General features: G+C 64.2%; 17 protein-coding genes. 15 read left to right on the top strand and 2 right to left on the bottom strand.

The window, feature by feature from the left end:
• Window positions 1-130: 130 nt before the first annotated feature.
• Window positions 131-2,827: a tetratricopeptide repeat protein gene (locus VK804_RS09775; RefSeq protein WP_325370390.1), complete on the bottom strand. Its 2,697-nt coding sequence runs from the start codon at window positions 2,825-2,827 to the stop codon at window positions 131-133.
• 834 nt (window positions 2,828-3,661) lie between these two features.
• Here VK804_RS09775 and VK804_RS09770 point away from each other — a divergent pair.
• Window positions 3,662-3,892 (top strand): type II toxin-antitoxin system RelE/ParE family toxin, encoded by a 231-nt coding sequence (locus VK804_RS09770; protein WP_414642748.1) that lies wholly within the window; start codon window positions 3,662-3,664, stop codon window positions 3,890-3,892.
• The gene (locus VK804_RS09765) at window positions 3,889-4,170 is read left to right on the top strand and encodes a helix-turn-helix domain-containing protein (RefSeq protein WP_325370388.1); all 282 of its coding nucleotides are present in this window, start codon (window positions 3,889-3,891) and stop codon (window positions 4,168-4,170) included. The genes VK804_RS09770 and VK804_RS09765 overlap by 4 nt, the downstream gene beginning before the upstream one ends.
• A 7-nt stretch (window positions 4,171-4,177) precedes the next feature.
• Here VK804_RS09765 and VK804_RS09760 read toward each other — a convergent pair whose 3' ends face one another.
• Window positions 4,178-5,179, bottom strand: a complete 1,002-nt coding sequence (locus VK804_RS09760) for an adenosine kinase (RefSeq protein ID WP_325370386.1) — start codon at window positions 5,177-5,179, stop codon at window positions 4,178-4,180.
• Window positions 5,180-5,486: 307 nt separating this feature from the next.
• On the opposite strand from VK804_RS09760, the gene murJ reads away from it, so the two are divergent.
• The 13 genes from murJ to VK804_RS09695 all read left to right on the top strand — a co-directional run bounded on the left by murJ (window position 5,487) and on the right by VK804_RS09695 (window position 17,917).
• Window positions 5,487-7,043, top strand: a complete 1,557-nt coding sequence (murJ, locus tag VK804_RS09755) for a murein biosynthesis integral membrane protein MurJ (RefSeq protein WP_325370384.1) — start codon at window positions 5,487-5,489, stop codon at window positions 7,041-7,043.
• Between the two features lie 42 nt (window positions 7,044-7,085).
• On the top strand, window positions 7,086-8,138 hold the full coding sequence (gene trpS, locus VK804_RS09750) for a tryptophan--tRNA ligase (RefSeq protein WP_325370382.1): 1,053 nt from the start codon (window positions 7,086-7,088) through the stop codon (window positions 8,136-8,138).
• Between the two features lie 124 nt (window positions 8,139-8,262).
• On the top strand, window positions 8,263-8,757 hold the full coding sequence (locus tag VK804_RS09745; RefSeq protein WP_325370380.1) for a universal stress protein: 495 nt from the start codon (window positions 8,263-8,265) through the stop codon (window positions 8,755-8,757).
• A 132-nt stretch (window positions 8,758-8,889) separates the two neighbouring features.
• On the top strand, window positions 8,890-9,459 hold the full coding sequence (locus VK804_RS09740) for a NifU family protein (RefSeq protein WP_325370378.1): 570 nt from the start codon (window positions 8,890-8,892) through the stop codon (window positions 9,457-9,459).
• A gap of 92 nt (window positions 9,460-9,551) precedes the next feature.
• The gene (tsaB, locus tag VK804_RS09735; RefSeq protein ID WP_325370376.1) at window positions 9,552-10,250 is read left to right on the top strand and encodes a tRNA (adenosine(37)-N6)-threonylcarbamoyltransferase complex dimerization subunit type 1 TsaB; all 699 of its coding nucleotides are present in this window, start codon (window positions 9,552-9,554) and stop codon (window positions 10,248-10,250) included.
• Window positions 10,247-10,732 carry a ribosomal protein S18-alanine N-acetyltransferase gene (rimI, locus tag VK804_RS09730; protein WP_325370374.1) on the top strand — a complete coding sequence of 162 codons (486 nt, stop codon included), beginning with the start codon at window positions 10,247-10,249 and terminating at the stop codon, window positions 10,730-10,732. The genes tsaB and rimI overlap by 4 nt, the downstream gene beginning before the upstream one ends.
• 70 nt (window positions 10,733-10,802) lie before the next feature.
• A complete protein-coding gene (locus tag VK804_RS09725) occupies window positions 10,803-11,252 on the top strand; it encodes a Fur family transcriptional regulator (RefSeq protein WP_325370372.1) in 450 nt (149 codons plus the stop codon).
• Window positions 11,253-11,448: 196 nt separating this feature from the next.
• Window positions 11,449-12,888, top strand: coding sequence for a tRNA (N6-isopentenyl adenosine(37)-C2)-methylthiotransferase MiaB (miaB, locus tag VK804_RS09720; protein WP_325370370.1), 1,440 nt, complete (start codon window positions 11,449-11,451; stop codon window positions 12,886-12,888).
• 4 nt (window positions 12,889-12,892) lie between these two features.
• Window positions 12,893-13,948, top strand: a complete 1,056-nt coding sequence (locus tag VK804_RS09715; RefSeq protein ID WP_325370368.1) for a PhoH family protein — start codon at window positions 12,893-12,895, stop codon at window positions 13,946-13,948.
• 86 nt (window positions 13,949-14,034) lie between these two features.
• The gene (ybeY, locus tag VK804_RS09710) at window positions 14,035-14,523 is read left to right on the top strand and encodes an rRNA maturation RNase YbeY (RefSeq protein ID WP_414642747.1); all 489 of its coding nucleotides are present in this window, start codon (window positions 14,035-14,037) and stop codon (window positions 14,521-14,523) included.
• Window positions 14,498-15,649, top strand: coding sequence for a hemolysin family protein (locus tag VK804_RS09705; RefSeq protein ID WP_414642746.1), 1,152 nt, complete (start codon window positions 14,498-14,500; stop codon window positions 15,647-15,649). The genes ybeY and VK804_RS09705 overlap by 26 nt, the downstream gene beginning before the upstream one ends.
• Entirely contained in the window at window positions 15,646-17,259 is a 1,614-nt protein-coding gene (gene lnt, locus VK804_RS09700) for an apolipoprotein N-acyltransferase (protein WP_325370360.1), read from the top strand. Before VK804_RS09705 ends, lnt begins: the two co-directional genes overlap by 4 nt.
• Window positions 17,260-17,500: 241 nt before the next feature.
• Window positions 17,501-17,917: a helix-turn-helix transcriptional regulator gene (locus VK804_RS09695; protein WP_325370357.1), complete on the top strand. Its 417-nt coding sequence runs from the start codon at window positions 17,501-17,503 to the stop codon at window positions 17,915-17,917.
• Window positions 17,918-18,103 lie beyond the last annotated feature (186 nt).

The raw sequence follows: 18,103 nt of genomic DNA, 5'->3' as shown, positions 1-18,103 counted from the left end.
AGCGCAAGCGAAGCAATCCATTTCGCCGCCGCAAGGAAAAATGGATTGCTTCGTCGCAAGCGCTCCTCGCAATGACGTTTGATGGACAGGAGTCTAATTTCCCGCGCCGGTGTCCGTCCGCACAACGCAATCACAGGCAGGTAGCGTCACTCTTGCTGCCGCAAGGCAGCCGCTTGGAGAGCTGCTGGACCTTTTGTTTGGCGTTGGTTTGCGCCAGCACGTCGAACACGTTCTTCGGCGTGAGTTCGGTCGCCCGCTTGAAATCGGCCGAGGCCTTGCCGATCTTGTTTTGCGCCTCGTAGACGCCGGCCCGCGCGACGTATTCCTCGACAGTCTCCTGCTTCTCGATCGCCTGATTGAGATCCTCGAGCGCCTTGGGGTATTCCTTCATGGCCGACCAGGCGCTGCCGCGCATGGTCAATGCCTGGACGTCCGCGGGTCGAACCGCGAGCACCGTATTGAGATCCGGCATCGCGCCGGCGGCATCTCCTTTCGCAAGGAACGCGCGCGCCCGAATCAGGCGCGCGGGCGTATCATCCGTCCCCTTGCCGACGACCTGATTGAGCGCGACGATCGCGCGATCGAACTGGCCCGATGTGATCATCGCGATCCCGCGCCCGAGAAGAGCCACCTGGTTGGTCGGATTCCGCTCGAGCACGTTATTGAGATCCGGCAATCCCTCGGCCGTGTTTCCCTTGAGCAGCAGCGCCAAGCCTCGGGTCGCCCTCGCATTGTCGTTGTTTCGATCCAACGCCAGCGCCTGGTCGAGGTCGGGCAGCGCCTTGTCGATCTGGTTCATCGCGATGTAGGTCGCGCCGCGCTCGGCGAATACATTGCTTTGCGCCGGAACGATCGCGATCGAGCGATCGAAGTCGGCGACGGCGTCCGCCGGCTTTCCGAGCATCCGCTTGATCAGGCCGCGGCTGAAATAGGCAAAAGCGCTGTTCGGATCGAGGGCGAGCGCGCGCTCGACCTCGGCCATGCCCTGATCGGTCTGTTTCAGGGCCGCGATTGTCAGCGCATGGGACGCGAGCAATTGCACGTCGGCCGGCTTGAGCTTGAGCAACTCATCGAGATCGGTGCGGGTCTCGGCCAGCTGGTTCAGCTTGCCATGCGCCAGCAGGCGGAGCCGCAGCGAAAGCTCGTCGCGCGGATCGATCGCCAGCGCCTGATCCAGCAGCACGACGGCATCGTGATATTTCGCCTGAACGATGAACATCTTGGCCCGCTCGACCAGCGCCTTTGTTCCGGACGTGCCGGAGAGTGCCGCTTGCTGCGAGGACTGTCCGGGCACCACAGGCGCCGCCGGGGCTGGCCCGCCGACCGCTGGCGCAGGTAGCGCCGGCTTGTCCCGCGCTCCCGCAACTTCGGTCTGCATCGCGAGTGTCGACTGGCGCAATTGCTTGGCAGGCGCATTGTCCGGCGCGACGGCGAGAACCGCGTCAAGGTCGGCTAGTGCGCGCGCATAGTCGCCCTTGGAACTGTAGATCTGGGCGCGCGCGAAATGGGGAGCGACATCATTCCTGGGTGCCTGCGCGACGGCACGGGAGAAATCTTCCAGCGCGTGATCCATATCGCCCTTGCGGCGATAGGCCTGACCTCGCCAGAAAAACGCGGCCGGCACATTGACGTTGATGGCAATGGCCCGATCCAGATCCTTGATCGCGTCGTCCGGTTGGCCCATTTCGACCGCGGCACGCGCGCGCCCGACATAGGCTACCGCGAAATCCTCCCGTAGCGAGATCGCCGCGCTGTAGTCGGCGATCGCATCCGTCCAGTTCCGCTGCAGCGAACGCAGATTGCCGCGCGTGACGAACGCGATGGCATTTTTCGGCTCGATCTCCAGGGCGGAATCGAAATCGGCCCGCGCCAAATCCAGCCTGTTCGTCCGCTCATAGGCATAACCTCGCGCCAGCAGCGCCGGAACCGACTTCGCATCGAGCTGCAGCGCTGCCTCGGCGTCGGCCAGCCCAAGGTCGAACTTCGAACCATTCAGATAGCTTCGAGACCGGCTCACATAGGCCTTCACCCGATCGCCCGGGGGGCGCGCGGCATCGCCGATGATAGCGGAGCAGGCAGCCTCCACCTTCTCGGGCGCCGGACCGTTACAATCGGTCCAGTCGTCGGCGCGGGCTGGGCTAAGCGGCTGGCACAGGCTGAAGGCGGTCAGTGCCGCCAATAGCCAAAGGCCGGGAACGGCTTGCGTTGTTCTCCGTGGAGACACAGCCGACCTCCCATTCCGCAAAATGATGGCGTGTTTGGACAAAAATATCCGGCCATGGCGGCAAAAGCAATCCAGCGTTGCCCGCATGCTGCTGCGTATGTCAGGCGCGTGACACGCCGAGGGTTGGCCCACACCGGCAACCCGTTCTGCTTTGCGAGTTCCCTCACCGATACTGCCTGCAATGACGGCTAGATCAACGATTTCAAAGTTCGAATCATATCGGCAGCGTCTCCGAACCTCATCCTGAGGAGCAAGCCTTCGCCCTGAGGGCGATGGCTTGCGTCTCGAAGGATGGCGGCTTGCACGACCGTCACCTGCGGCCATCCTTCGAGAAGCATCGCTCACGCGATGCTCCTCAGGATGAGGTCCGAGAGCCTGGAAACGACAGGTTTCTTGGGATTGGTCGTCTAATTCAGACATGGAAATTCGTTCCCGCGACGCCATGCGCCCGGGGTATGCGAGGGAAGTTTCACGCCCCTCGAAATCAAAGGGCGCGGGGAATGCCGGATGCACGCTGCATCCGCGGTCCCGTGTGCAAATGGGTAAAGAAAGCGCACACGAGCATACAGGTTCAGCGGAGGCAATCCGACATTCCCTGCGCAATGGTTTTACGGCTTACTTCGTGATCTCCCCGGAGAATCGGGCTTGTTTGCCTCCGTCGCCTGCGAATATGGCTGTCAGAGCCCGGTTGGGATGACAGGCCTCCGCAGACTTGACGCCAACCTCTGAGGCGTCAGGACCACACGACTTCACCGTACGCAGCAACCGTCTACGCCAAAGGCTTCGCCGGGTTTTTCAAGTCCCATTCCGCCGAAGCTCTAGCGAAGGCGAAAGCGCCGTTCGTCAGCCCGCCGTATCATCGCTCACGGGAAACCCGCCCTGCAATCACTGGCGCGCCTGACGCTGCCGCGTCCACCGCACCCCGCCCCGCGTCTCTGACGATCCGGATACGCCCCTTTGGTGGGACGGGATGGGGAGGAATATAGGGGTGATTTTTGTTTCCGAAAAGCAGAATTTAATGAAAAGGGGTGCGGCAAAATAACCCGACGGGCAAAATGGTGGGCCTCACGCCACCGCGCTGTCGTTGATAGCTTGAATTTTTGTAAACAGCCGCGTGACCTTCTCCTCGTCGAACAGCTTCTCCGGCCCGGTCGAGGCAACATCGGTGAAGGGCGCCTCGTAAAGCAGCGCGTAGCGCGCAGGATGGATTAAGGCCGACGGCGTAATCCGCCGTTAGACCTGAAGAGATGGCGGGTTACGGCTTCGCCTTCAACCCGCCCTACGAGCTACGAGCTACTTGATGTTTATATCAGTTATGATATAATCTATCAATGCTGCTCAAGCCGATGACGTTCCACGGGGATTCCGCTTGACCGTTTGCGTGATTTTCCGACGGCCGCGCGCCAGCAGGCCGGCTAGGAGCTGTATCGGGTGCAAATGGGGCGCGATCCGATCGACTGGAAACCAATGCAGACGATTGGATCGGGCGTTCGGGAAATCAGGCTCCGTGATGCGAGCGGAGCTTTCCGGATGATCTACGTTGCGACATTTGCCGACGCTGTCCATGTCCTGCATGTCTTCCAGAAGAAATCGCAGAAGACAGCTCGGCGCGATCTGGACCTTGCTGCTGCGCGGTTGCGAGACCTCAAACGAGAGTTGAGATCATGAAGACCAGGACGTTCGCGAATGTATGGGACGCGCTGTCGGACAGCCCCGAAGAAGCGGCCACCATGAAAATTCGCTCCGATGTGATGATCGCGATCCATGACACCATTGCCGCCTGGGACACCACGCAGGCGAAGGCCGCGAGCCGCCTCGGTGTTACCCAGCCGCGCCTCAACGACCTCCTGCAGGGCAAGATCAACAAGTTCTCGCTGGATACGCTGCTGACGCTGGCGGGACGCGCCGGTCTCAAGGTGAAGATCAACATCAAAAATGCGGCGTGACGCGCCCCTACACCGGCAGCCCGTTCGCCTTCGCCAATTCCTTCAGCGAGGTCTGCGGCCGCGCACCGATGTGCTGAATCACCTCGGCTGCGGCGAGCGCACCCAGCCGTCCGGCGGCCTCGTAGCCGGCGCCGCGCACCAGGCCGAACAGGAATCCGGCGGCGAACAGATCGCCGGCGCCGGTGGTGTCGACGATCGCGCGAACCGGAAATGCCGGCACCGCTGACACGCCGTCCTTCGACGCCACGACGCAACCCTTTTCGCTGCGGGTGACGACGCCGAGGCCGACATCGCTGCGCAGTTGCCTCAGCGCGGCGTCGAAATCCGAGGTCTCGTACAGCGAATGCAGTTCGGCCTCGTTGGCGAACACCAGATCGACCGTGGCTTGCCGCATCAGCTCGAGGAATTCGCCGCGATAACGATCGACGCAAAACGAATCCGACAGCGTCAGCGCGACCTGGCGGCCCGCCTGATGCGCGATCGCAGCCGCCTTGACGAAGGCGTCCTTGGCATCCTTCGGGTCCCAGAGATAGCCTTCGAGATAGACGATGCTCGAGGCCGCGACCTCCGCGGCGTCGATGTCGCCTGATGTCAATTGCTGCGCCGCGCCGAGATAGGTGTTCATGGTGCGCTCGCCGTCCGGCGTCACCAGGATGTAGGAGCAGCCGGTGGCGGGACCATCCGCAGCGGCGGCGGTCCCGAACGCCACGCCGGCGGCGCGGATGTCATGGGCGTAGAGCCGCCCGATCTGGTCGTCCTTGATCTTGCCGATATAGGCGGTCCGCGCGCCGAGGCTGGCGAGGCCGACAATGGTGTTGGCCGCCGAGCCGCCGGACATCTCCACGGCCGGGCCCATGTCGCGGTAGATCTCGGCGGCGCGGGCCTCGTCGATCAGCGACATGCCGCCTTTGGTCATGCCATGGGCGGCGAGAAAGCCCTCATCGGTCTGCACCAGCACGTCGAAAATTGCATTGCCGATGCCGAGAACGTCGTACTTTGCTGAGGTCATTGATCCGTCCTGTTACCGGCGATTTCGATGAGGCTGCGACTATCACGACCAGGCTGGCGCCAGCAAGCAGGGCGGCTGCGACGCCGGAGTTTCTAACCGTCATCCTGAGGTGCTCGCCGTCTTCGACGAGCCTCGAAGGATGGAAGCAGCCGGGCCGCTCATCCTTCGAGGCTCGCCTGGCGGTGCGGTGCACCGCCAAACTCGCACCTCCAGCGACAACGGCGAAGCCGTTGCGCAGTGATGACGGAAGTAACAGGCAAGTCCGGGCACTACTGCCAGCAAGCCAAGCCGCTGCTATAGAGTCTTCATGATCCGCTCCTTCCTCACGGTATCGACGGGAACGCTGGCGTCGCGGCTGCTCGGCTTTGTGCGCGACGCCATGATCGCGGCGCTGCTCGGCGCGGGTCCGGTCGCGGATGCGTTCCTGGTGGCGTTTCAGCTGGTCAACGTGGTGCGGCGGTTGTTGACCGAGGGCGCGCTGAACGCGGCATTGGTGCCGGCCTGGTTGCGGGTGCGCGAGGCCGAGGGCGCGGTCGCGGCCTCCGCTTTCGCCGGGCGCGTGCTCGGCACCGTCAGCGCGGCGCTGGTGGCGGCGACAGCACTGATCGGCCTGTTGATGCCTCTCTTCGTTGCCGTGCTGGCACCGGGATTCGCCGGCACACCGGCCCTGCAGCTTGCCGTCGACGACGCGTGGCTGATGCTGCCCTATCTCGCCTTCGCGGGTCCCGTCACGGTGATGATGGCGCTGATGAACGCGCAAGCCAGATTTGCGCTGACGGCGTTTTCGCCGCTGCTGTTCAATATCGCGCTGATAAGTGTGATGGCTGCGCTGCTCGGCTGGCGCGAGGGGGCCGCGGCGGCGGCGCTGGTGATCGCAGCTACCGTCGGCGTTGCCGGGCTGCTGCAACTCTCGATCCTGCTGTTGCGCCGTGGCGGCCGCCTGGCTGTGCCGCTGCGCGTCTCGTTCGATGCGGAGATGCGCGGCTTTCTCAGGCACGCGATTCCCGGCATGATCGCCAATGCCTCGCCGCAATTGCTGATGATCGGCGGCGCGATCATCGCATCGTCGCAACCCTCGGCCGTGTCGTGGCTTTATTTCGCCAACCGCCTGATCGAGCTGCCGCTCGGCATTGTCGGCGTCGCCATGGGCACCGTGCTGGTGCCCGAACTGGCGCGGAGCTTGCGCGGCGACGACGCAAGCGCGGTCGCGCATGCGCAATCGCGCGGCCTCGAACTGGCGGTTGGCCTCGCGATGCCGGCGACGCTGGGATTGATCGTGCTGAACGAACCCGTGGTGCGGATGCTGTTGGAGCACGGCGCCTTCACCGCCGCTGACACCGCCGCCACCGCGAGTGCGTTGATCTGGCTGGCGCTCGGCCTGCCCGCGCACGTGCTGGTGAAAGCGTTGTCGCCGGCGTTCTTCGCCCGCCACGATACGCTGACGCCGCTTTGGGCGACGCTGAAGGGATTTGCGGTCTCGATTGCGCTGGCGCTGGTGCTCGGCCACATCTTCGGCGCCAGCGGCATCGCCGCCGGCATCGCGATGGGGGCCTGGAGCAGCGCGCTCTCGCTGATCCGCAAGGGCGCCGCGACCTTCGGATTCTCGATCGATGCGGAGGCGCGCCGCCGGCTGCCGCGCATCGTGGCGGCGGCGCTCGCGATGGGCGCGGCGCTGTGGCTGGCGGAACGGTTGCTGCCACTGGCGACAGTCGCGCACGGCTTCGCGCAGGCGCTGTTTGTGCTGCCGCTGATCGCGGGGGCGATTGCGGTTTACGCCCTGCTTCTTTCGGCGTTCGGCGCGATCGGCTGGCTGGAGGTGGTCAACGCGGTCAGGCAAAAGGCGCCTGCCGACTTGCGCGGCTGATATCCTCGTGGCAATGGACGGCGCGACAAAGGGAAGCTTAAAATGGCATTCGTTGAGCGGGTTTTTTCAGGCGTTCAGCCGACCGGCAATCTGCACCTCGGCAATTACCTCGGCGCGATCGTCAACTTCGTCAAGCTGCAGGAGACCTACAACTGTCTCTATTGCGTCGTCGACATGCATGCGCTGGCCCAGCCGGTGGAGGTCTGGGGGGGACCCGCGGAGCTGGCGCGCAACACCCGCGAGGTGACCGCGGCCTTCATCGCCAGCGGCATCGACCCGAACAAGCATATCGTGTTCAACCAGAGCCAGGTCCACGAACACGCGGAACTGACCTGGATCTTCAATTGCGTGGCGAGGGTCGGTTGGCTCAACCGCATGACGCAGTTCAAGGACAAGGCCGGCAAGGACCGCGAGGCCGCCTCCGTCGGCCTCTACGACTATCCGGTGCTGATGGCGGCCGATATCCTGGTCTATCGCGCCACCCATGTGCCGGTCGGCGAGGATCAGAAGCAGCACCTCGAACTGTCACGCGACATCGCGCAGAAGTTCAACAACGACTTTGGCGACTCGATCAGCCGTCACGGTTTCAACGATGGCATGTTCTTTCCGTTGCCCGAGCCCTTGATCACGGGGCCGGCGACGCGGGTGATGTCATTGCGCGACGGCACCAAGAAAATGTCGAAATCGGACGCCTCCGACAATTCGCGGATCAATCTCACCGACGACGCCGACACCATCGCGCAAAAAATCCGCAAGGCGAAGACCGATCCGGAGCCATTGCCGTCGGAGGAGAAGGGGCTGGAGATGCGCCCCGAAGCCGACAATCTGGTCGGCATCTACGCCGCGCTGGCTGAGAGGACCAAGGCCGAGGTGCTGCGGGAATTCGGCGGCGGGCAGTTCTCCAGTTTCAAGAACGCGCTGGTCGAACTCTGCGTGGCAAGATTGTCGCCGATCGCCTCCGAGATGAAGCGGCTGGTCGCCGACCCCGGTCATGTCGATGCGATCCTGATCGACGGCGCCGACCGCGCCCGCGCCATCGCCGCCGAGACCATGAAGGCGACCAAGGACATCGTCGGTTTCGTCCGCAAGCGGTGACGGTATTCACCCTCCCCTGGAGGGGGAGAATTCCCATCGCCGCGAAATCAAGAACAGCGCACAGCCGCTTGTCTGACATGGCTGCGCCGTGGCAGCATGCAAGCTGGCGCAGCACGGGACATGCATGAGCACCCAGCGACGAAGCTACCAGGCCGGTCACAAGCCGAAATGCCTGGTCATCGTTGACGACACCGCGGAATGGGATCGCGCGGTCTACTACGCCAGCCGCTGGGCGATCCGCGCCGGCGGCGGCGTGGTGATGCTGCGCATCATCGAGACCGAGGACCAAAACCAGCAATGGCTCGGGGTCGCCGAGGTGATGCGCGCCGAGGCGCATGACGAAGCCAATGCCGCGCTCGATCGCGCCGCCGGCCGCGCCAACGGCATCGCCGCGATCACGCCGGAGCGCGTGATCCGCGAGGGCGACGCGATCGAGCAGATGCTCGACGTCATCGACAAGGATGCCGATATCGCCAAGCTGGTGCTGGCCGCCAATCCCGGGCCGGAAGGCCCGGGACCGCTGATCACCATCATGGCCAATACCGTCGGCTCGTTCCCGATTCCCGTCACCATCGTGCCCGGCGACCTCAGCGACGCCGATATCGACGCCCTGTCCTAGGCCGAGGCGGGCGCAGGCCCTTGATACCGCTGCGAAACCCTGCTCCGAGCCCCTTGACCGTGCATCCGCAGTCGCCATCTGCTATGGCATCACCCACGCGCCGGCCTTGAACCGGCGACGCCGGAGAAAGCCATGTTCATCCAGACCGAAGCCACCCCCAATCCCGCCACCCTGAAATTCATTCCCGGCCGCATCGTGCTCGACGGCGGCACCATGGAATTCGCCAACCGCGAGGCCGCGAGTCGTTCGCCGCTCGCCGAAAAACTGTTCGCGGTGCAAGGCGTCACCAGCGTGTTCTACGGCTCCGATTTCGTCACCGTGACCAAGGACGAGAGCGACTGGCAGCATTTGAAGCCCGCCATCCTCGGCGCCATCATGGAACATTACATGTCGGGCGCGCCGCTGTTGGCCGACGGAACCGTCGGAAGCGACGAGGACGCCGACGAGCGCGACGAATTCTTCAGCGAGGCCGACGCCGAGACGGTCGAGATGATCAAGGACCTGATCGAGACGCGGGTGCGCCCGGCGGTCGCCAATGACGGCGGCGACATCACCTTCCGCGGCTTCAAGGATGGTATCGTCTATCTCAACATGAAGGGTTCGTGCGCGGGCTGCCCCTCGTCGACCGCGACGCTGCAGCACGGCATCCAGAACCTGCTGCGGCATTTCGTGCCCGACGTGGTCGAAGTCCGGCCGATTTGAGGGGAGCGGCGAGTGGCGAATAGCGAATGGCGAATGGAAGTTGATCCCAGCCTTCTATTCGCCACTCGCCCCTCGCCATTCGCCCGCCCCCCATGCTGATCCTCGCCATCGACACCGCGCTGGATGCCTGCGCCGCCGGCGTGCTCGATACCGACGCCGGCAAGCTGATCGCGCAGCAATCGGAAGCCATGAAGCGCGGCCACGCCGAAGCGCTGATGCCGCTGATCGCCCGCGTCATCAAGCAGGCCGGCATCGGCTTCGCCGCGCTCGACCGCATCGCGGTGACCACCGGTCCCGGCAGCTTCACGGGCTTGCGGGTCGGACTTTCCGCCGCGCGCGGCATTGCGCTCGCCGCGGGCAAGCCGGTGGTCGGCGTCACCACGCTGACGGCCTATGCCGCGCCCATCGTCAGCGAGAGCGGCAAGCATCCGGTGATCTCGGCCATCGATGCCCGGCATGACCAGGTCTATTTCCAGGCGGTGAGCGGCGACGGCAGTTCGCTGATCCGGCCGCGCGTCGGCCCGATCGAAGAGGCGCTCGGTGCGGCGCGGTTCGGCGCAGCATATCTGGTCGGCAACGCCGCAGCTTTGCTCGGCCAGCGCTGGCCGGCGGATGCACTGCCCCCCTTCAAGGTCGACGCGCAAGCCGCGCCCGATATCGCCTGGGTGGCGTGGCTCGGAGCCGCGGTCAGCCCGAATACCGCGCCGGCGCGGCCATTCTATCTGCGCGCGCCCGATGCCAAGCCATCAAAGGATCCGCTGCAGAAAGCCGCGCAGCCTTCCCCGTCATGATCGCGTGGCTGTCCGGACTGTGGAGCGGCGGCACCGCGGCGGTCGAGCCGGCGACGCTCCGCGACGCAGCGTCCCTCGCGCAGCTGCATGGCGCTTCGTTTCACCGCGGCTGGGGCGAGGGCGAATTCGAGACCATGCTGACCGAGCGCAACACGCTGGTGCATCGGCTGCGGCTGGGACGCAAGACCATCGGCTTCGCGGTGTCGCGGATGGCGGCGGACGAAGCCGAGATTCTTTCGATCGCGGTGGCGGCCAGCCAGCGCGGACGCGGCCTGTCCCGCAACCTCTTGCTGACGCATCTCGGCCACCTCGCCGGCCGCGGCGTGCGCACCGTGTTTCTGGAGGTCGAGGAAAATAATCGGCCGGCGCGGCGGCTTTACGACCGGGCCGGATTTACCGTCGCCGGCCGCCGCGAGCGCTATTACCGGCAGGCCGATGGAGAACAATTGAACGCGCTTCTGATGCGCCGCGACTTGTCCTAGCCGCCGCGCGGTGGCACAACAGGACGCGCAAGAAGCTGGCGGATTTGCGCTGTTACCCAAGGCAAGACCGATGACCGCACTGAAATCCACGCCCGCGCTGAAAGCCTCCGGCATCGAAGCCCGCTGCGCCGCCACCGGCATGCGCATGACCGAACAGCGCCGTGTCATCGCCCGCGTGCTGGCGGAGGCCGCCGACCATCCCGACGTCGAGGAACTGTATCGCCGCTGCGTCGCAGTCGACGACAAGATCTCGATCTCGACGGTTTATCGCACGGTCAAACTGTTTGAGGATGCCGGCATCATCGAACGTCACGATTTTCGCGAAGGCCGCGCGCGCTACGAGCAGATGCGCGACAGCCATCACGACCACCTGATCAATTTGCGCGACGGCAAGGTGATCGAATTCACCAATGAAGAGATCGAAAAGCTGCAGGCCGAAATCGCCCGCAAGCTCGGCTACAGACTGGTCGATCACCGGCTGGAGCTCTACTGCGTTCCCCTGGAAGACGATAAATCCTGATCCTGACCGTCATTCCGGGGCGCGCGAAGCGCGAACCTCAGATGTGCAATTGCACATCGGGGAATCTCGAGATTCCGGGTTCGATGCTGACGCATCGCCCCGGAATGACGCCACCGGACGCTGGATTTTCGCCCCTTTAGCCTATATTTGAGCCGGACGCCGCAATCGCGCCACCTCCGCACAGCATTCAGGTTCCATGAAACCGCCGCGCAAGCTGCATATCAAGTCCTATGGCTGCCAGATGAACGTCTACGATGCGCAGCGCATGGTGGACACGCTGGCGGGTGAAGGCTTTGTCGAGACCGCAGAGGTCAACGACGCGGATCTGGTGATCCTCAATACCTGTCACATCCGCGAAAAGGCCTCCGAGAAGGTCTATTCGGAGCTGGGGCGGCTGCGCGCGATCAAGGACGAAGCCGCGAGAGGTGGCCGGACCATGAATATCGCGGTGGCCGGCTGCGTCGCGCAGGCGGAAGGCGCGGAAATCATCCGCCGCGCCCCTGTGGTCGATGTCGTGGTCGGTCCGCAAAGCTATCACCATTTGCCGCAATTGCTGGCGGATGCGAAGCGCCACGGCCGCGCGCTGGAGACCGAATTCCCGATCAAGGACAAATTCGGATTCTTGCCCGCGCCGAGGCCGGAGGCGATCCGCGCGCGCGGCATTTCCGCCTTCGTCACCGTGCAGGAGGGCTGCGACAAGTTCTGCACCTTCTGCGTGGTGCCGTACACGCGCGGTGCCGAAGTGTCGCGACCCGTGGCCCGGATCGTCGACGACGTGCGGCGGCTCGCCGAGCACGGCGTGCGCGAAATCACGCTGATTGGACAGAACGTCAACGCCTATCACGGCGAAGGCCCCGACGGCCTGATCTGGACGCTCGGCGCCCTGCTGCATCGCCTTGCCGAAATTCCCGGCATCCTCCGCCTGCGCTATTCGACCAGCCATCCCCGCGACGTCGACGACAGCCTGATCGCGGCGCATCGCGATTTGCCGGCGCTGATGCCGTTCGTGCATTTGCCGGTGCAATCCGGTTCCGACCGGATTCTCGCGGCCATGAACCGCAGGCATACCACGGACGATTACCGGGCCGTCATCGACCGATTTCGCGCCGTGCGCCAAGATATTGCATTTTCATCGGATTTTATCGTCGGCTTCCCCGGCGAGAGCCGGGAAGATTTTCAGGCCACCCTCGCGCTTGTCATGCAAATCGGATACGCTGGCGCCTATTCGTTCAAATATTCGCCGCGGCCGGGAACGCCGGCGGCGGACATGCGGGAGATGGTTTCAGCTGAGGAAATGGACGAGCGATTGGTGCGGCTCCAGGAATTGATCGACAGCCAGCAATCGGCCTTCAATCGGGCGGCGATTGGCAACACTGTCGACGTGCTGTTCGAGCGTCCGGCCCGCAAGCCCGGCCAGATCGTCGGCCGCACCGCCTATCTGCAGCCCGCGCATGTGATGGCCACGCCCGATATCATCGGCCGGGTCTTGCCGGTTCAAATCGAAAGCCTCGAGCGCTACAGCCTGCTTGGCCGGCTCGCGCCCTCTGCTTCGCAGATGGCTTCTGCCGCGATCACATCGGCTCCAACGACATTTCCTCAAGCCAGCGATTCTTCTCAAACAAGAATGGGAACCTGAACCCTTGCCAAAAAGCGCATCGGATTCGCCTTCGCTCGCTCCCAGCCGCAAAGTCGACCGTGAGATGCAAATTCCGCCGGAAACGCAGGTCGTCATCGACTTCGATGACAACAGGGGGGCCTCGGCGCTGGTCGGACCCTATGGGCAGAACCTGGCGCTGATCGAACGCCGGCTTGGCGTCGTGGTCGATTCCCGCGGCAATCACATTTCGATCGCCGGATCGCGCGACGGCTGTGATGCCGCCCGCCGCGTGCTGGAGACGCTCTACGCGCAAGCCATCAAGGGGCAGGATTTGGCGCAGGGCGACGTCGAGGGCGCGATCCGCGCCGTGATCGCACAGGGCTCGCTGTTCGAATTCGACTCCAAGACCGCGAAATCGGCGTTCGAGACCATCAATTTGCGCAAGCGCCCGGTGCGGGCGCGCACCGCCGCGCAGGATTCCTATATTCGCGCGCTGAAGCGCCACGAGATGGTGTTCGGCATCGGTCCGGCCGGCACCGGCAAGACCTGGCTCGCAGTGGCGCACGCCGCGCAATTGTTCGAGCGCAAGGAAGTCGACCGCATCATCCTGTCGCGGCCCGCGGTCGAAGCCGGCGAGCGGCTGGGCTTTTTGCCCGGCGATTTGCGCGAGAAGGTCGATCCCTACCTGCGGCCGATCTATGACGCGCTGTACGATTTGATGGATTCCCGGATCGTCGAACGCGCGCTGCAGGCCGGCGAAATCGAGATCGCGCCGCTCGCCTTCATGCGCGGCCGGACGCTCACCAACGCCGTCATCATCCTGGACGAGGCGCAGAACACCACTTCGATGCAGATGAAGATGTTTTTGACCCGGCTCGGCGAGAACAGCCGCATGATCATCACCGGCGATCCCTCGCAGGTCGATCTGCCGAACGGCCAGACCTCCGGCCTTGCGGAGGCAGCCAAACTGCTCGACGGCGTCGAGGGCATCGCGCAGGTGAAATTCACGGCCGAAGACGTGATCCGCCATGAACTGGTGGCGCGGATCGTCGCGGCCTATGAAGGATTGCCGCAGCGGCCGGCAACTCGCAAGCCTTGATGCCGAAATCCGCCGCGAGAGGCGCACCGGAAGCGATTTCGGGGCGCAACAGAAATTCCGGAACCATGGCGCGATTTGCCCTTCCCATGACCGAGGTTCTCGTCGTCGCCGACGGCTGGCAGTCCGAGCCCGACGCCGAGGCCGTGATCCAGCGCGCGATCGCGGCCGCCGCCGAGATGGTCGACGCCGATACCGGCGAGGCCGAACTCGCGGTCATGCTGACCGACGACACCGGGATCCGGACGCTGAACCTGAACTGGCGCGGTATCGACAAGCCGACCAACGTGCTGTCGTTCCCGGCCCTGCCGCCGACCGGCCCCACTGGTCCCGGCGACCCGCCGCGCATGCTCGGCGACATCGCGATTGCCTATGAGACGATCCGCAAGGAAGCCGACGAGGAGCAAAAGCCGTTCGATCATCATCTCAGCCATCTGGCGGTGCATGGTTTCCTGCATCTGATCGGCTACGATCATGAAAACGACGCCGACGCCGAGGCCATGGAAGCACTCGAAGCCGATATCCTGGCCGAACTCGGCATTCCCGACCCCTATGGCAATCGGGAGCGGACGGACTGAGATGGCGGATTCCGAACCGACCCACGACAATCCGCGCAATGTGCGCAACCTGCCGGCCGTCGTGCAGCCGAACGAGGTCATGCGTCCGGTCGCGGAAAACTGGCTGACGCGGGCGATCCGCACGCTGTTCGGATGGAAACCGGGATCGGTGCGCGACGATCTGCAGGTCGTGCTCGATGCCTCGACGCCGGACGAAGTCGGCTTTTCGGCGACCGAGCGCACCATGCTGCGCAATATCCTTTCCCTGCACGAGCGCCGCATCGCCGACGTCATGATCCACCGCGCCGACATCATCGCGGTCAAGCGCGACATTCCGCTCGGCGAATTGATGAGCCTGTTCGAGAGCGCGGCGCATTCGCGGCTCGTGGTCTACAACGAAACCCTCGACGATCCCGAGGGTATCGTTCACATCCGCGATCTGCTGGCCTTCATGACCGCACGGGCGCACGTTTCCGAGACCGGCAAGAGCAAGAGCAAACGCAAGAGAAACTTCCCCGCCGGCCTCGATCTGCGCGCGGTCGACCTGGCGCTGCCGCTGTCGGAGGCCAACATCATTCGAAAACTGCTGTTCGTGCCGCCCTCGATGCGGGCGATCGACCTGTTGGCGCAGATGCAGGCCTCGCGCATCCACTTGGCGCTGGTGGTGGACGAATATGGCGGCACCGACGGGCTGGTGTCGATCGAGGACATCGTCGAACAGATCGTCGGCGAGATCGACGACGAGCATGACAGCGACGAGCCGCCGGCGATCGTGCGGCAGGCGGATGGTTCCTTCATCGCCGATGCGCGCGCCAGCCTCGACGACGTCCGCTCGGTGATCGGCGAGGATTTCGTCACCGGCGAGGCCGGTGAGGAAGTCGAGACGCTGGGCGGCTATCTGGTCACCCATGTCGGCCGGCTGCCGGTGCGCGGCGAAGTGATTTCCGGCCCCGGCAACTACGAAATCGAAGTACTCGACGCCGACCCGCGGCGCGTCAAGCGGCTGCGCATCGCCACCCGCAAGGAGCGTCCGCCCGCCCGCGGCCCGCGCGAAAGCCGGCGCCGCGAGGCAACTCCCGAGACCGGCCCCGCGCAAGCCAACGACAATGCGAGCCCGCCGTCCGGCGACGGAGCCGGCTCGACGTGATCCCGGCAGCCAAACTCCGCGCGCTCGCGCTTGCGATCATCCTGGCCTGGGGATGGAAGCGCGCCGCCATCGCGCTGGTCGCCGGAGCGCTGTCGGCGCTGGCGATGGCGCCGTTCAATGCCTGGCCGGTGCTGTTCGCAACATTTCCGGTGATGGTCTGGCTGATCGACGGCGCCGGCGCCGGCCGGCTGCGCGGTGTCCCGGCGGCGGCGATGGCCGGCTGGTGGTTCGGGCTCGGCTATTTCGTGCCGGGGCTGTACTGGATCGGCTACGCTTTTTTCGTCGATGCATCGACCTTCGCCTGGTTGACGCCGTTCGCGGTGCTCGGCCTGCCCGCTTATCTCGCGCTGTTCACCGCGTTCGGCTTCGCGCTGGCGCGCCTGATCTGGCCGAGGGACGCCTCGAGGGTGATCGCACTGGCCGCAAGCCTGACGATCGGCGAATGGCTGCGCGGTCATGTGCTGACCGGCTTTCCCTGGAATGCGTTCGGCTACGCGCTGAGCGAGCCGCTGGCGCTGGCGCAGACGGCCTCGCTGATCGGCCTGTGGGGCCTGACATTCCTGAGCGTCGCCATCTTCGCAAGCCCGGCGGTGCTGATCGATGGCACCTCGCGCGGACGCAAGCCCTGGATCGTGCCGGTTTCGGCAATGGCGATGCTGGTGGCGATGGGTATTTTCGGCGGCGTCCGCCTCGCTCTGCAGCCGACCTCTGTTGTCGCCAAGGTCAGGCTGCGGATCATGCAGCCCGACCTGCAGCAGGATGCGCGCTTCAACTACTCCGCCAAGGCGGAGGTGATGCAAAAATATCTCACGCTGTCCGATCGCGCTTCCGGGCCGGAGTCGACCGGCGTGCGCGACGCCAGCATCCTGATTTGGCCGGAATCGGCGTTCCCGTTTTTCCTGACGCGCGAACCGGATGCGATGGCGCAGATCGCCGAGCTGTTGCCCAAGGGCACCGTCCTGATCACCGGCTCGGTGCGCGCGCCGGATTTGCCGCCCGGAGCAAGGATCACGCGCGCCTATAATTCAATCTACGTCATCGATCATGACGGCAGCGTGCTGTCGGTCTACGACAAGTTGCATCTGGTGCCGTTCGGCGAGTATCTGCCGTTCCAGGACTGGATGGAAAAGCTGGGCTTCGAACAACTCACCAAGGTTCAGGGTGGATTCATTCCAGGCACGCGGCGCCACACGCTGGCGATGCCAAATGCACCGCGCGTGCTACCCTTGATTTGCTACGAAGCGATTTTTCCCGGCGACGTTGCGGCGAGCGACGATCGTCCGGGCTGGATCGTCAACCTGACCAATGACGGCTGGTTTGGAATCTCGACCGGTCCCTACCAGCATCTGCAGCAGGCACGCCTGCTCGCGATCGAGGAAGGCTTGCCGCTGGTTCGTGCAGCAAACACCGGCATTTCAGCGGTTATCGATCCGATGGGACGAATTGTCGCGCGGCTCGGCCTCGGTGTCGAGGGCGTGCTGGATTCCGGCCTGCCAGCGGCGATCGCGCCGACCATTTACGCGCGCAGCGGCGACATTCCTGCCGCGATCATGATCGCCGCGGGTCTGCTTTTCACGCTTCGACGCAGAGTCACGAAGCGGGTCGGCTGAAACTTCTTTCATAATTGGTTTCGGATAACCGCCGGAAATATCGGCGGCCGGAAATCCAGAGTTGACAGACCGACCGCGGAGTTAGCATTCTGTCCCGCAAGTCGAGACAAGGTCCAGTCAGTTCGTTGCTCAAATTGTCTGCATTCCTCCCCGACGCTTCCGAGCAGGATTTGACGGTATAGGCGCCTGAGGCATAATTCGCTTTGCCTCATCCGAAAGAGCTTCCCGAGGAGTGTTGGAGATGTCGACCAAAGCGCCCAACCCTGTTGACAAATATGTCGGCAGTCGTGTGCGCATGCGCCGCATCATGCTGGGGATGAGTCAGGAGAAGCTCGGTGAAGCGCTGGGCCTTACCTTCCAGCAGGTACAGAAATACGAAAAGGGCACCAACCGGGTCGGCGCCAGCCGCATCCAGCAGATCTCCGAAATTCTCCAGGTCCCGGTCTCGTTCCTGTTCGAGGGAGGTCCGAGCGGCACCGCCAGCGCCGAAGGCTTTAGCGAGGGCACTTCACCGGCCTATGTCTCCGATTTCCTGGCGACCTCCGAGGGCCTGGCGCTGACCCGCGCTTTCACCCGCATCAACGACGCCAAGCTCCGGCGCAGCATCGTCGAACTGGTCGAACAGATCGCCGTACGCGAAGGGCCCGACAAGCGCTGATCATCCAGCTGTCATTCCAGCGCTCGTGAAACGGGCGAACTCAGATGTGCCATTGCACATCTGAGGTTCGCGCTAGATGTGGTCTTTCAGGAGGTTGTCCATCTGGTCTGAACCGAGGAAACTGAGGTTGCGAAGCTTCAATGTTCCAGGGAGAGACCAGATGAACGTCCACAAGAATGCGCCTTT

This window comes from Bradyrhizobium sp. (assembly GCF_035484855.1).
Taxonomy (GTDB): domain Bacteria; phylum Pseudomonadota; class Alphaproteobacteria; order Rhizobiales; family Xanthobacteraceae; genus Bradyrhizobium.
This window is presented reverse-complemented; position numbering and strand designations above follow the sequence as displayed.